Raw genomic sequence first — 13,010 nt, forward strand, 5'->3', positions numbered from 1 at the left:
CAGGATGACCGATCGATGACATTGCTGTGGATCGCCTTGTTGCCCCTTCTTGGTGTACTGGTGCCGCCGCTGGTGGCGAACCGGGGGCGTCGTGTCTGTTCCCTGGCCACGGCGGCCCTGCCAGCCCTGGCCCTCGTGCTGACCCTGTTCCAGGTGCCGGCCCTCAATGCCGGGGAAGCGCTGCGCTTCACCGCCGAGTGGCTTCCGGCATTGGGCCTCGAGCTGGCCTTCCGGCTGGACGGGCTATCGCTGCTGTTCAATCTGCTGATTCTGGGCATCGGCCTGCTGATCCTGCTGTATGCGCATTACTACCTCGCGCCTGAGGAGCCCTACGGGCGCTTCTATGCCTACCTGATCCTGTTCATGGCCTCCATGGTCGGCATCGTGATGGCCGACAACCTGCTGCTGCTGTGGATGTTCTGGGAACTCACCAGCCTGTCATCCTTCCTGCTGATCGGCTTCTGGTCCCATCGCAGTGACGCCCGCAAGGGGGCCCGCATGGCGCTGGTGGTGACCGGCGCCGGAGGCCTGGCCCTGCTGGCCGGCTTCCTGCTACTCGGTGACATGGTCGGCAGCTTCGACATGGACCGGGTACTGGCCAGCGCCGAGACCATCCAGGCCGATCCCCGCTTCCCGCTGATGCTGGCCCTGGTGCTGATCGGCGCCTTCGCCAAGTCGGCGCAGTTTCCCTTCCAGTTCTGGCTGCCCCACGCCATGGCCGCGCCCACGCCGGTCTCGGCCTATCTCCACTCGGCGACCATGGTCAAGGCCGGCATCTTCCTGATGGCTCGGCTGCACCCGGCGCTCGCCGGCAACGAGCTGTGGACGGTGGTGGTCTCTCTGGTCGGCATGACCACCCTGCTCTACGGCGCCTGGTTCGCCCTGATGAAGACCGAGCTCAAGGGCATCCTGGCCTTCTCCACGGTCAGCCACTTGGGCCTGGTGACGGTGCTGCTGGGCATCGGCAGCCCCATGGCGGTGCTGGCGGCGCTCTTCCACATCCTCAACCACGCCACCTTCAAGGCGGCGTTATTCATGAGCGCCGGGATCATCGATCATGAGACCGGCACCCGGGAACTGGCACGCCTCGGTGGCCTGGCGAGGGCCATGCCGGTCACCGCCCTGCTCACCTCGATCGCTGGCGCAGCCATGGCCGGGGTGCCGCTGCTCAACGGCTTCCTGTCCAAGGAGCTGTTCTTCGCCGAGAGCCTGGAAACGCCGGTGCTGGGCGGCCTGAGCTGGCTGATGCCGGTGATGGCGACCTTGGGCGGCGTGCTCTCGGTGGCCTATTCGCTGCGCCTGGTGCACGCGGTCTTCTTCAAGCCGCCCCGCCAGTCGACCCCCAAGTCCCCCCATGAGCCACCTCGCCTGATGCGCCTGCCGGTGGAGATCTTCGCCGTTCTCTGTGTGCTGGTGGGGCTCTTCCCGTCCGCGATGGCCGGCGGCCTGCTCGACCTGGCCACCCAAGCCGTGCTGCTCGAGCCGCTGGAGTTTCATCTGACCCTCTGGCATGGCGTCAATCTGCCGCTGCTGATGAGTGCCATCGCGCTCGTTGCCGGCATCGGCCTCTACCATCTGCATCGCTTCTTGCGATCTTTTCTCAGAGGCTTTCGGCCAGTGGACGCGCGGCGGGTCTTCGAGGCCAGCATGCAGCGCCTGGCGCGGCGTTCGGAGCTCCTGCTCGCCCGGCTCGACAATGCCTCGTTGCAGCGCTACATGGGCCTACTGCTGGTCACTGCCCTGGCGCTGACCACCCTGGGTCTGGTCATGCTGCCGAGCCTCGCCGGCGACCAGCCCCAGCGCCCGGTGGACGGTGTGTTACTGACCGGGTCCCTACTGCTGATCTTCGGCGGCCTGGCCACGGCCATCGCCCACCGTCACCGCCTGATCTCGCTGCTGCTGCTGTCCATGGTCGGCCTGCTGGTCTCGCTGACCTTCGCCCGCTTCTCGGCCCCCGACCTGGCCCTGACCCAATTGTCGGTCGAGGTGGTCACCATGATCCTGCTGATGCTGGCGCTGTTCTTCCTGCCCCAGAAGACACCACGGGAATCCTCGCTGCCGCGCAGCGTGCGCGATGCCCTGCTGGCTGGCGCCCTGGGCATGGCCATCACTAGTCTCAACTACGCGGTGCTGACCCGCGACAATGCCAGCATCTCGGGCTTTTTCCTCGATAACAGTGTGCCGGGCGGTGGGGGCCACAACGTGGTCAATGTCATCCTGGTCGACTTCCGCGGCTTCGATACCCTGGGCGAGATCACGGTGCTGGCCCTGGCGGGCCTGGCGATCTTCAAGCTACTCAACCGGCTGCGGCTGTTCATGCCGCACAGTGACGGCGAAGGCCGCCTGTGGTCGCCGGACCGTTATCCGATGATCCTGACCACCATCTCCCAGTCGGTGCTGCCACTGGCCCTGCTGGTCTCGGTGTTCATCTTCCTGCGCGGCCACAACCAGCCCGGCGGCGGCTTCATCGCCGGACTGATCACCGCGGTGGCCATCATCCTGCTGTACATGGCTCGGGGGGTGGAATGGGCCCAGAAACGCCTCAACTTCCCCTACCAGCCGGTGGCCATCGCCGGGGTCGGCGTGGCCTCGGTGACCGGGGTGGGCAGCTGGCTGTTCGGCCACCCCTATCTGACCTCGGCCTACGGCCACTTCCACCTGCCGCTGATCGGGGACATCGAGCTGGCCACGGCGATGATCTTCGACCTAGGGGTCTACCTGGCGGTGGTCGGCGCCACCCTGATGATCCTGGCCAATCTCGGCAAGGTGACCACGCCGCACCGGCCGGCCAAGGGCGAGGCCGCTCCCACGACCACCGCCAAGGAGAAACGCTGATGGAAAGCCTCTATGCCATCACCACCGGCGTGCTCAGCGCCTGTGGGCTCTACCTGACGCTGAGGGGACGCACCTTCCCCGTGGTCGTTGGCCTGACCCTGCTGTCCTATGCGGTCAACCTCTTCCTGTTCTCCATGGGCGGGCTGACCACCAATGGCGCGGCCATCATCGACGGCGCTCGCGACTATGCCGACCCCCTCCCTCAGGCCCTGGTGCTGACCGCCATCGTCATCGGCTTCGCCATGACGGCCTTCGCCGTCATCCTGTCGATGCGGGCCCGCGGCGACATGGGCAACGACCATGTCGATGGTCGCAAGCACGAGGAACGAGAGGAGAACCACCGGTGATGCAGCATCTGATCGTTCTCCCCGTGGTCCTGCCGCTGCTGACGGGCCTGTTTCTGCTGCGTAGCCTGCATGGCAAGACCCGTCAGAAGCGCGTGCTCGGCGTGGCCTCGACGGGGCTGCTTGTGCTCGTCGCCATCGCCCTGCTGATGCGCGCCGCCGACGGCGAGATCGCCTACTATGCCCTGGGCGGCTGGCAACCGCCTTTCGGTATTGTGCTGGTGCTGGACCGCCTCTCGGCGCTGATGGTGCTGCTCACCGCCGTGCTTGCCCTGGGCTGCGTGATTTTCGCCTGCGGCGGGGACGACGAGAAGGGCAGCAACTTCCATGGCCTCTTCCAGCTGCAGCTGATGGGCATCAATGGTGCCTTCCTCACCGGCGACCTGTTCAACCTCTTCGTGTTTTTCGAGGTGCTGCTGCTGGCCTCCTATGCCCTGCTGCTGCACGGCGGCGGCAAGTCGCGTATCCAGGCCGCCGTGCACTATGTGGTGCTCAATCTGGCCGGCTCGGCGCTGTTCCTGATCGCCGTGGGCACCCTGTACGGCGCCACCGGCACCCTCAACATGGCCGACATGGCGGTGCGCCTCGGCGAGTTGCCCCCCGAGCGCGCCGGCCTGGTCACCGCCGGCGCCCTGATGCTGCTGGTGGTCTTCGGCCTGAAGTCCGCGATCCTGCCGCTGTACTTCTGGCTTCCCCGCGCCTATGCCGCGGCGCCGGCACCGGTGGCGGCACTGTTCGCGATCATGACCAAGGTTGGCATCTACGCCATCCTGCGGGTCTACTCGCTGATCTTCGGCGAGCACGCCGGGGGACTGGCTGATCTGGAGCAGCCCTGGGTCTGGTGGCTATCGCTGGCGACCCTGGCGGTGGCGACCCTGGGTGTGCTGGCGGCTCGGGACCTGCGCCTGCTGGTCGCCTACCTGGTGCTGGTCTCGGTGGGCACCCTGCTCGCCGGGGTTGGTATGGGCACCGTCGAGGCCACCGCCTCCCTGCTCTATTACCTGCTGCACACCACCCTGGTCACCGGCGGCCTCTTCCTGCTCGCCGAGATGATTGGTCTGCAGCGCGGCAAGGCCGGCACCCGGATTGTCAAGGGCAAGCCGCTGACCCAGGGCGGTGCCCTGGCCCTATGCTTTCTGGTCGGCGCCGTGGCGGTGGCCGGCCTGCCGCCGTTGTCCGGCGCCATCGGCAAGGCCCTGCTGCTCAAGGCAGCCACGCCGGCCCAGCAACCCTGGCTCTGGCCGCTGCTACTGGCCAGCGGCCTGGGGGCGATGATCGCCCTGTCCCGGGCCGGCTCCACCCTCTTCTGGCGCAGCCAGGCCGGTGAGCGCAGTGGTGAGCGCCTGTCCCGCCACCAGTGGGCGGGCGTGGGTCTGCTGCTGGCCGCCTCGCCGCTGCTGGTGGCCCTGGCGGGCCCAGTCAGCGACTACACCCAGGCCACCGCCAGCCAGCTGGCCAATCCCGACGCCCTTGTCGGTTCCCTGCTGCCCGATGCTGGAGACGCCCCATGATCACGCCCCGTTCCTGGCTTCCCATCCCCCTGCTCTCGCTGTTACTGCTGGTGGTCTGGCTGCTGATGGTGCGCAGCCTGGCCGTCGGGCACCTGCTGCTGGGCAGCGTCTTGGCGGTGATCATACCGCTGTTCACCTACCGCTTCTGGGACGTGCAACCCCGGGTCAAGAAGCCCGGCCTGCTGCTGCGCTTCATCCTGCGTGTGCTGGGCGACATCATCGTCGCCAACTTCCAGGTCGCCTGGCTGATCATCAACCCCTGGCAGCGCTCGAGCCCTCACTTCGTCGAATATCCCCTGATGCTGGAGGAGCGCTTCACCATCACCCTGCTGGCCAACACCATCAGCCTGACCCCGGGCACGGTGTCGGCCAATCTGCGCCTGGATGGCAAGACGCTGCTGATACATGCCCTCAATGTGGAGGATGAGGACGCGCTGATCGCCGAGATCCAGGATCGCTACGAGCGGCCGCTCAAGGAGATCTACGAATGCTAGATATCGCGCTGAAGATCAGCCTGGCCCTGATCCTGATGGCCATCGTCCTGAACACCTTTCGCCTGACGGTGGGTCCGACCATGCCTGACCGTATCCTGGCCCTGGATACCATGTACGTGAACTCCATCGCCCTGATCGTGCTGATGGGGCTCTGGCTGAATACCAAGACCTACTTCGAGGCGGCCCTGCTAATCGCCCTGCTCGGTTTCATCAGCACCGTGGCCGTCTGCAAGTACCTGTTACGCGGCGACATCATCGAATAGGCGAATCGGAGCCATCATGACGACCTTTGTGATCCTTGAGGGCGTGATCTCCCTCTTTTTGATCGCCGGCGGAGCCTTCGCCTTCATCGGCTCGCTGGGCATGACCCATCTGCGCGACTTCTACATGCGCCTGCACGGCCCCACCAAGGCCACCACTATGGGCATCGGCTGCACGCTGATCGCCTCGATGCTCTACTTCGGGGTAATCGACAGCCAGCCGGTGGTCCAGGAGATGCTGATCACCCTCTTCCTGTTCATCACCGCGCCGGTTAGCGCTCACCTGCTGGCCAAGTCGGGGCTCCACAAGAAGCTCCCCCACGTCGACAAGACCCGGGGGCGTCCACCGGAGCTGCGCAGCGAGGAAATCGGCGAGAAGCCGGTCCCCCATCCGGCTCAGGGGCACGAGCACCTCACCCACGAGAACAAGCCCCTGCACCGCTAGTGAGGCTAGAGCCAGCCGGCCAGCTCGTTCTCGACGATGGTGAGCAACGCATCGATATGGTCATCCCGGGCGTTGAGGCAGGGTACATAGGTGAAGGTCTCGCCGCCGGCGGCCAGAAAAGCGTCACGAATCTCCTGCTGGATCTCCTCCAAGGTCTCCACGCAATCGGCGGCGAAGGCCGGCGAGACCACGGCGATATGCCGCTTTCCCTGCCGCGCCAGCTCGGCCACATGCTCCACGGTGGCCGGTCCCACCCACTCCTCAGGCCCGAACTTCGACTGGAAGGCGGTCTGGATGGCGCCCTCCTTCCAGCCCAGGTGCTCGCGCAGCAGTCGCGTGGTCTTCTGGCACTGGCAGTGGTAAGGATCCCCCTCCAGGAGAAAGCGCTTGGGCACCCCGTGGTAGGAGGCCACCAGCACCTCGGGCGTCGACGTCGCCGCCTCATAGGCTTCACACACCGAACTGGCCAGGGCCTCGATGTAGTTTGGATGCTCGAAATAGGCCGGTACGGTACGCAGGGCCGGCTGCCACTTCAGCTCCATCAGGGTGCGAAAGGCCTGGTCATTAGCCGTCGCGGTGGTCGGCGAGGCGTACTGGGGATAGAGCGGGAAGAACAGGATCTTCTCGCAGCCCTGCGCCTGCATCCGACGCAGCACGCTGTCGGTAGAAGGATTGCCATAGCGCATGCAGAAGTCGACCAACACCCGCTCGCCGAACCGCGCGTGGAGTCCCTCGGCCAGCTTGCGCGTCTGCTCCCGGGTGATGGTCAGCAGCGGGCTCTCATCCTTCTCGGTGTTCCAGATGCTGCGGTAGGCCTCGCCGGACTTGAAGGGCCGTCGCGACAGGATAATCAGCTGCAGCAGCGGCTGCCACTTCCAACGCGGGTAATCCACCACCCGTTTGTCGGAAAGGAATTCGCTCAGGTAGCGGCGCATCGATCGATAATCGGTGGCATCCGGGGTGCCCAGGTTAGCGAGCACCACCCCGACCCTGGCCGAGGGAAGGGAGGGATGGTCGGCCGGGGCATGGGTCAGGCGTCCGCCGCCGGGGCGCTCCGGTAACGGCGTTATGATGGTCATGGATGGGGCTCTCCCTGAGTCTCGAGCGATATCGCCCAGTCTATCAGGGTCGGGCCCGGCGGCGGAATAAAGCTGTACTACCAACCTGATTTGTACAGGCCTGGATCAAGGCGGCACCCGACCGAGCGCCGGAAACGAATGACAGAATCAGAAGACCAGCGGCATGCGTGAGGTCAAGGGATCCTGATAGTGGGTCTCGCGACCGACGACCTCATCATGAGGCACCTGCTGGACCAGGTAGGCGCGGTGGATGCCCGCCCGCCGAAGCTCCAGGTAGACATCGTCCAGCGAGCGGAACAGCACCGGCTTGCCGCGGCGCGTGAGCAGGTGGCGCTGGCCTTCGACGTCCTCCAGTTCCACCTGATAGAAACGGCTGCCGGCGCTGCCGATGACGCGAATCTCGTAGTTGTCATGATGGGCCACGAAGGCCTTGAGTGCATCGAGTTCCATGGGTCCCTCCCCGCAAGCATTCGACATGGTATTCGGGCCAGCCTGAGGCCACCCGATGACGATCCCGTGATCGTTCCGTGTCCCTGCTGTGACCCAGGTCAGGTAGGAGGGTTCCCACTACCGAACGGCCGCCGGCGGTTCACTGATAGGTGGATGGGTCGATCGCCTTACCCAGGGAGTTGCGATCTACCCACTTGCCAGCCTTAGTCTCCTTGTAGCGAAACACCACTCGGTCGCCGACCTTGACCGGCAACTCGGCGTCCTCCGTCTGGTAACTGTAGGCCACACCGTCCACCACCAGATGGAAGCGATAGAGATCCGGCATGCCCAGCCACTCCTTGAAAGGGCCTTCCCGCTCCACCGACTCCAGTTCGCCGCGGGCTTCCAGTTTCGGGGTACGACGGCGGTTGCCGCGTCGAAATCCACCGGCCATGCTGCCTCCTGCCATGTCGTGTTGATCGGGATGTCGCGAGGGAGTGCATTATACGGCGCCCGTCCCTGGGCTCAACCGCCTCATTCGCCGAAGGCCTCGCCATAGGTATCCGGCGCCAGGTCCTCGAAGCGCGTGTACTTGCCGATGAAGGCCATGTGCACCGTGCCGATGGGCCCGTTACGCTGCTTGCCGATGATCACTTCGGCCAGCCCCTGATTGTCGGGGTTATCTGGATTGTAGACCTCGTCGCGATAGACGAAGGCGATGATGTCGGCATCCTGCTCGATCGCGCCGCTCTCCCTCAGATCCGACATCACCGGGCGCTTGTTGGGGCGCTGCTCCAGGGAGCGGTTGAGCTGGGAGAGCGCCACCACCGGGCAGCCGAACTCCTTGGCCAGCCCCTTGAGCGAGCGGGAGATCTCCGAGATCTCGCCGGTGCGATTCTCGGAGAAACCGGGGATCTGCATCAGCTGCAGGTAGTCGATCATGATCAGTGCCAGGTTGCCGTGTTCGCGCACCACCCGGCGGATGCGCGAGCGCATCTCGTTGGGCGATAGCGCCGCGGTATCGTCGATGAACAGCTGCTTGTCCTTGAGCAGGTTCACCGCCGAGGTCAGCCGCGGCCAGTCCTCGTCCTCCAGCTGCCCGGTGCGCACCCGGGTCTGATCGATGCGCCCCAGCGACGAGAGCATGCGCAGCATCAGCGACTCGGCGGGCATCTCCATGGAGAACACCATCACCGGCTTGTCGCTAGCGATCACTGCATGCTCCACCAGGTTCATGGCGAAGGTCGTGTTGTGAACACAGATGTCCTCGGCGACGAAGTTGTGGGTGCCGTCCACGGTAAGGTCATAGACCTGCTGCAAGCCCAGCGGCGTGATCTCGACGATCTCGTCCCAATAGAGGTCAGAGTCCGCCAGCCTGGCCAGGTAGTCATCATCGAGGAGGGTCGCCAGTTCGGCGGCCCGGGAGCGGGACAGGCAGCGTGCGCTGCGTCCGTTGAGGTGAAGATTGCTCCCTTCCGGCCGTTCACGCCCGGCCGCCTCGCAGAGGCTGCTCCAGGGGCGCCTGCCCTTGACCGCCAGGACATAGCGGTTGACCGAGGCGGGCAGGCTATCACGGTTGCTGTGGCGACGCTTTCCGGCCAGACAAGCCTCGACCTCTGCCAGGCGCGGCGCCTTGCCGAAGATCCCGATCTCCGCCACGAAGGTCTCGAGGCTCGCGCGATCCCGGATCTCCAGCTCCCAGGGCGCCTGGGACAGGGCCGCATAATGGTTGGCCTTTTTGCGTATCTTGGCCAGGATCCCGAAGCGCAGCAGCAGGTGCTGGACCTCGCGTATCAGCTCGCGGCTCGAGGAGGCATAGCTGATCCTGGCCTGGCCGTTGGCCTGGACGAAGGCGCTACCGTCGCAGGCGAACAGGCGATTGAGGAACAGCGCCAGCAAGGGCTTCTCCAGCCGGAAGACACCCGCGGGAATGCGCTTCTCCGGCGCCCGTTTGCCCCAGGCGCCATGCGCCTCCAGGAAGCGACGCACCGGAGTGGTGGCGTTCTTGGCCACCTCGGCATAATCGGCAATGCCCAGGGCCGCCGGCGGCATCGCCAGCACATGGCAGAGCCGGCCGAAGGTCGCCTCTGCCGGCATGGTACGGCCGTGACACCAGGCGCTGACGGACGCCTTGCTGACGTTGAGCGCCCCCGCCAGGGCCTGACCGGTCATCCCGACACGGGTGAGCGCCTCGCGCAGCGCCTGGCCGAAGGCCCGGCGTGAGCGGGCCAGCGTCCAGCGCTCACGGCAGACGCGTAGCGTGGGGGTTCGTGCCCCCCTCTCCACGGGACGGCACCCCATGCCCGGAAAACCCCGAATCGCCTCGGCGAAGTCCTCTCGCAGCCGCGGGTTCGCGTTGGTGAACATCGCACAGCTCTGGGTGGTGCCGCCGTCGGCGATGAGATAGGCCAGCGCCTTGACCTGGTGCTGAGGAAGGCGCTCCTGGCCGAATACCGGCAGGGTCCGGGGTACGGCCACCCGCTCGCCGACGCTCAAGCGCGCCAGGGGTCGCCAGCCGTCGCCGGTCAGGAACGGATGGGTCAGCGTCGTGCAGATCTCGCGGCCGAGCGCCGTGCGCACCCGGTAGACCGGCTTTTTGCCGTCGTCGACGAAGGCCGACGCCCGTGAAGGCGTGAGACGGAACTCATCGGTCAGCGTCAGCAGCTCTGCCTGCTGGCACGCCACCAGCTCATCGATGGTCACCAGCGCCCCCGTGGCGGGATCAACCAGCCGAGAGCCGGCCATGATGCATTTCCCCATGGAGGGCCGCCCGGCAATGATCACCAGGTCCGAGGGCTGCAGGCCCGAGGTCATGTCGTCCAGGTCGCGGAAGCCGGTGGACAGGCCGGTCATCTCGCCCTGCAGGTTGAACAGCTCGTCGATGCGATCCACCGCCTTGGCCAGCAGCTCGCTCATGCCGACAGGGCCGCCGGACTTGGGGCGCTCCTCGCTGATCTGGAATACCAGCCGCTCGGCCTCATTGACCAGCTCGTCGGCGGGCCGCCCCTGGGGCGCGAAGGCGCTCTCGGCGACCTGACTGGCGGCGCGAATCAGCTTGCGCAGGGTGGCCCGCTCGCGAACGATGTCGGCGTAGGCGCGGATGTTGCTCGCCGAGGGCGTGTTACGGGCCAGCTCCGCCAGGTAGGCCAGGCCGCCCACGGTGTCTAGCTGATCGCGACCCTCGAGGGCCTCGGAGAGGGTCACCACGTCCAGCGGCCGGCTGGCCTCCGCCAGGGCGATCATGACATTGAAGACCAGCCGGTGCTCGTAGCGATAGAAATCATCCGCCACCAGGCGGTCGGCCACGTGGTCCCAGGCCTGATTATCGAGCATCAGGCCACCGAGCACCGACTGCTCGGCTTCCAGCGAGTGCGGGGGCACCTTGAGCGCCGCGGTTTCCTGATCGAACTCGAGGGGGTCATTCATGGCAGCGCGAAACCTTCAGGAGAGGGATGAGGCCGGCCTATTCTATCCGATGGGTCCCGAGGACCCCATGGCCACGAGTCGCGGCCGGGCGCGCCCCGGCATGAAAAAGGGGTACGAGGCTTCCCTCGTACCCCCTGTGGCGCCACCGGCATGGCGTGGCGGCGGCGCTTTTACTCGGCCACGACCACTACGCGCACGACGGCGTCGACCTCGGCATGCAGATGCAGCACGATATCGTACTCCCCGGTCGCCCGGATCGGGCCCTCGGGCATACGCACTTCGCTCTTGGCCACTTCGATGCCGGCGGAGGAGATGGCGTCGGCCAGGTCACGCGGACCGATGGAGCCGAACAGCTTGCCCTCGTCCCCGGCCTTGGCGACCAGCGACAGCTCGATGTCGTTGAGCTGTTCGGCACGGGCCTCGGCCTCGGCCTTGCGCTCGGTGGCCTGAGCCTCGAGCTCGGCACGCTGGGCCTGGAAGGCGGCGATGTTGTCCTTGGTCGCCGGCACGGCCAGGCCGTAGGGGACCAGGTAGTTGCGGCCATAGCCGGGCTTGACGGTGACCTGGTCACCCAGATCGCCCAGCTTGCCAATCTTGTCGAGCAGAATGACATCCATTCTCGTAAACCTCTTGTCAGTCGCTGCGGCCGAGCCGTGCACGGAAGTCCGCGAACGAGTCGATCAGGGCCGCAAGCAGCACGATGAGAATCATGGGCCAGGTGGTGATCAGCAACACGTAGAAGGCGACCAGCCACAACCCGTTCATTCCCTTCACTCCGATTACACCATGTACCAGCGCGATGCCGGCCACCAGCAGGGGAATCCAGGCCAGCATGCCCAGGGCCGGGAGGCCGAACAGGACCCCGACGACACCCAGCAGCACCAGCAGGGCAAGCTCCCGGGGCGCCAGTCGCAGGGCATGGAACTCCTCGCGGAAGCCGCCAGGGTTATAGAGCCCGGCCTGCCAGCTGCGCGCCAGTGCCAGGCAGGCCACCCCGGCCAGCAGCACGACCAGGCCGGTTACGCCGCTGACCATCAGCCCGGCAAGGCGCTCGGTGTCCATCCCCTGGCGGGAGAACTCCTTGAGCATCGCCGCGACCTCCGGCGAGCCCTGACGCAACTGCTCCAGCAGGGGACCGGCGCCTCCTGGCGGCAGGAAGATACCTAGCTGGATCATCACCGCCCCGGCCAGGGCCCCGATGATCAGCGCCTCGCCCCAGCGCAGCCGGGCCCTGAGCACCACGGCCATCAACACCACCAGCAGGAGACTGGAGAGCGGGATGACATCGCCCTGGGTCCACCACCAGCCGGCAGGTAGCGCGGCGGCGATGATCACCGGCAAGGCCGGCGCCAGACCGCGGCGCAACGTGACCAGGGCAGCGATGGCCGCCCCCAGCCAGAACAGCCAGGGCACCAGCGTGGACACGGCCGCCCCGACCGCGGCCTGGGGCGTGCCGCGCATCATCAGGCGGGCAACGGGCAGCATCACGCTAGACGCTTACTGGTGGCTGTCGGTGTAGGGCAGCAGGGCCAGGTAACGCGCGCGCTTGATGGCGGTGGACAGCTGGCGCTGGTAACGGGCCTTGGTCCCGGTGATGCGGCTGGGAACGATCTTGCCGGTCTCGGTGATATAGGACTTGAGCGTATCCAGGTCCTTGTAGTCGATCTGCTTCACGCCTTCAGCGGTGAAACGGCAGAACTTGCGGCGACGGAAAAAGCGTGCCATGGAGAAGACTCCTTAAGACGTGCGATGGGTGGCTCAGGCGGATTCGGCGGTACGTGACGGCTTCTCGTCACGACGGGCGCGTTTGTCTTCCGCCGGCTTCATCATCGGCGAGGCCTCGGTGATGGCTTCCTTGCAGCGCACGACCAGGCTGCGGATGATGGCATCGTTGAAGCGGAAGATGTTCTCGATCTCGTCGAGGGTCTCGCCGCTGCACTCGACGTTCATCAGCACGTAGTGAGCCTTGTGGATCTTGTTGATCGGGTAGGCCAGGTGACGTCGGCCCCAATCCTCGAGGCGATGGAGGGTGCCGCCATTCTCGGTGACGAGGCTGGTATAGCGCTCGACCATGGCCGGAACCTGCTCGCTCTGGTCCGGGTGGACCATGAAGACGATCTCGTAGTGACGCATGGGGTCTCCTTGCGGTTTGGCAGCTTCCGGTGGAGGCGCCTGTGCGCTCCAGGG

At 66.0% G+C, this 13,010-nt stretch carries 14 protein-coding genes; 6 read left to right on the forward strand and 8 right to left on the reverse strand.

The features are described from left to right. Positions 1 to 15 precede the first annotated feature (15 nt). Genes FHR94_RS12630 through FHR94_RS12655 form a run of 6 tightly spaced genes read left to right on the forward strand, consistent with a single transcriptional unit; the run spans position 16 to position 5,889 of the window. Complete coding sequence (locus FHR94_RS12630) at positions 16 to 2,835, forward strand: monovalent cation/H+ antiporter subunit A (protein WP_183326088.1); 2,820 nt, start codon at positions 16 to 18, stop codon at positions 2,833 to 2,835. Further along, positions 2,835 to 3,182, forward strand: a complete 348-nt coding sequence (locus FHR94_RS12635; RefSeq protein WP_183326089.1) for a Na+/H+ antiporter subunit C — start codon at positions 2,835 to 2,837, stop codon at positions 3,180 to 3,182. Before FHR94_RS12630 ends, FHR94_RS12635 begins: the two co-directional genes overlap by 1 nt. Then, positions 3,179 to 4,690 carry a monovalent cation/H+ antiporter subunit D gene (locus FHR94_RS12640; RefSeq protein WP_183326090.1) on the forward strand — a complete coding sequence of 504 codons (1,512 nt, stop codon included), beginning with the start codon at positions 3,179 to 3,181 and terminating at the stop codon, positions 4,688 to 4,690. Before FHR94_RS12635 ends, FHR94_RS12640 begins: the two co-directional genes overlap by 4 nt. Further along, positions 4,687 to 5,184 (forward strand): Na+/H+ antiporter subunit E, encoded by a 498-nt coding sequence (locus FHR94_RS12645; RefSeq protein ID WP_183326091.1) that lies wholly within the window; start codon positions 4,687 to 4,689, stop codon positions 5,182 to 5,184. Before FHR94_RS12640 ends, FHR94_RS12645 begins: the two co-directional genes overlap by 4 nt. Beyond that, the gene (locus FHR94_RS12650) at positions 5,178 to 5,447 is read left to right on the forward strand and encodes a K+/H+ antiporter subunit F (protein WP_183326092.1); all 270 of its coding nucleotides are present in this window, start codon (positions 5,178 to 5,180) and stop codon (positions 5,445 to 5,447) included. Before FHR94_RS12645 ends, FHR94_RS12650 begins: the two co-directional genes overlap by 7 nt. Positions 5,448 to 5,463: 16 nt before the next feature. Further along, a complete protein-coding gene (locus FHR94_RS12655; protein WP_183326093.1) occupies positions 5,464 to 5,889 on the forward strand; it encodes a Na+/H+ antiporter subunit G in 426 nt (141 codons plus the stop codon). Positions 5,890 to 5,894: 5 nt separating this feature from the next. Here FHR94_RS12655 and hemH read toward each other — a convergent pair whose 3' ends face one another. The 8 genes from hemH to rpsF all read right to left on the reverse strand — a co-directional run bounded on the left by hemH (position 5,895) and on the right by rpsF (position 12,956). Then, the gene (gene hemH, locus FHR94_RS12660; RefSeq protein WP_183326094.1) at positions 5,895 to 6,968 is read right to left on the reverse strand and encodes a ferrochelatase; all 1,074 of its coding nucleotides are present in this window, start codon (positions 6,966 to 6,968) and stop codon (positions 5,895 to 5,897) included. A 147-nt stretch (positions 6,969 to 7,115) separates the two neighbouring features. After that, on the reverse strand, positions 7,116 to 7,418 hold the full coding sequence (locus FHR94_RS12665) for a DUF6482 family protein (protein ID WP_183326095.1): 303 nt from the start codon (positions 7,416 to 7,418) through the stop codon (positions 7,116 to 7,118). A gap of 139 nt (positions 7,419 to 7,557) precedes the next feature. Beyond that, positions 7,558 to 7,851 carry a hypothetical protein gene (locus FHR94_RS12670; RefSeq protein WP_183326096.1) on the reverse strand — a complete coding sequence of 98 codons (294 nt, stop codon included), beginning with the start codon at positions 7,849 to 7,851 and terminating at the stop codon, positions 7,558 to 7,560. An 80-nt stretch (positions 7,852 to 7,931) separates the two neighbouring features. Continuing rightward, the gene (gene dnaB / locus FHR94_RS12675) at positions 7,932 to 10,823 is read right to left on the reverse strand and encodes a replicative DNA helicase (protein WP_183326097.1); all 2,892 of its coding nucleotides are present in this window, start codon (positions 10,821 to 10,823) and stop codon (positions 7,932 to 7,934) included. Positions 10,824 to 10,993: 170 nt separating this feature from the next. Then, entirely contained in the window at positions 10,994 to 11,440 is a 447-nt protein-coding gene (gene rplI, locus FHR94_RS12680; protein WP_183326098.1) for a 50S ribosomal protein L9, read from the reverse strand. Positions 11,441 to 11,456: 16 nt separating this feature from the next. Beyond that, entirely contained in the window at positions 11,457 to 12,308 is an 852-nt protein-coding gene (locus tag FHR94_RS12685) for a YybS family protein (RefSeq protein WP_183326133.1), read from the reverse strand. A gap of 12 nt (positions 12,309 to 12,320) precedes the next feature. Continuing rightward, positions 12,321 to 12,548, reverse strand: a complete 228-nt coding sequence (rpsR, locus tag FHR94_RS12690) for a 30S ribosomal protein S18 (protein ID WP_183326099.1) — start codon at positions 12,546 to 12,548, stop codon at positions 12,321 to 12,323. Positions 12,549 to 12,581: 33 nt separating this feature from the next. Further along, positions 12,582 to 12,956, reverse strand: coding sequence for a 30S ribosomal protein S6 (rpsF, locus tag FHR94_RS12695; protein WP_183326100.1), 375 nt, complete (start codon positions 12,954 to 12,956; stop codon positions 12,582 to 12,584). Between the last annotated feature and the right edge of the window lie 54 nt (positions 12,957 to 13,010).

Source organism: Halomonas cerina (assembly GCF_014192215.1).
GTDB classification, from domain to species: Bacteria; Pseudomonadota; Gammaproteobacteria; order Pseudomonadales; family Halomonadaceae; genus Halomonas; species Halomonas cerina.

What these genes read in the sequence shown, in the direction of transcription:
- FHR94_RS12630 (WP_183326088.1), top strand. Translation starts at nt 16, where the DNA reads ATGACATTGCTGTGGATCGCCTTGTTGCCCCTTCTTGGTGTACTGGTG.
- FHR94_RS12635 (WP_183326089.1), top strand. Translation starts at nt 2,835, where the DNA reads ATGGAAAGCCTCTATGCCATCACCACCGGCGTGCTCAGCGCCTGTGGG.
- FHR94_RS12645 (WP_183326091.1), top strand. Translation starts at nt 4,687, where the DNA reads ATGATCACGCCCCGTTCCTGGCTTCCCATCCCCCTGCTCTCGCTGTTA.
- FHR94_RS12650 (WP_183326092.1), top strand. Translation starts at nt 5,178, where the DNA reads ATGCTAGATATCGCGCTGAAGATCAGCCTGGCCCTGATCCTGATGGCC.
- FHR94_RS12655 (WP_183326093.1), top strand. Translation starts at nt 5,464, where the DNA reads ATGACGACCTTTGTGATCCTTGAGGGCGTGATCTCCCTCTTTTTGATC.
- hemH (WP_183326094.1), bottom strand. Translation starts at nt 6,968, where the DNA reads ATGACCATCATAACGCCGTTACCGGAGCGCCCCGGCGGCGGACGCCTG.
- FHR94_RS12665 (WP_183326095.1), bottom strand. Translation starts at nt 7,418, where the DNA reads ATGGAACTCGATGCACTCAAGGCCTTCGTGGCCCATCATGACAACTAC.
- FHR94_RS12670 (WP_183326096.1), bottom strand. Translation starts at nt 7,851, where the DNA reads ATGGCCGGTGGATTTCGACGCGGCAACCGCCGTCGTACCCCGAAACTG.
- dnaB (WP_183326097.1), bottom strand. Translation starts at nt 10,823, where the DNA reads ATGAATGACCCCCTCGAGTTCGATCAGGAAACCGCGGCGCTCAAGGTG.
- rplI (WP_183326098.1), bottom strand. Translation starts at nt 11,440, where the DNA reads ATGGATGTCATTCTGCTCGACAAGATTGGCAAGCTGGGCGATCTGGGT.
- FHR94_RS12685 (WP_183326133.1), bottom strand. Translation starts at nt 12,308, where the DNA reads ATGCTGCCCGTTGCCCGCCTGATGATGCGCGGCACGCCCCAGGCCGCG.
- rpsR (WP_183326099.1), bottom strand. Translation starts at nt 12,548, where the DNA reads ATGGCACGCTTTTTCCGTCGCCGCAAGTTCTGCCGTTTCACCGCTGAA.
- rpsF (WP_183326100.1), bottom strand. Translation starts at nt 12,956, where the DNA reads ATGCGTCACTACGAGATCGTCTTCATGGTCCACCCGGACCAGAGCGAG.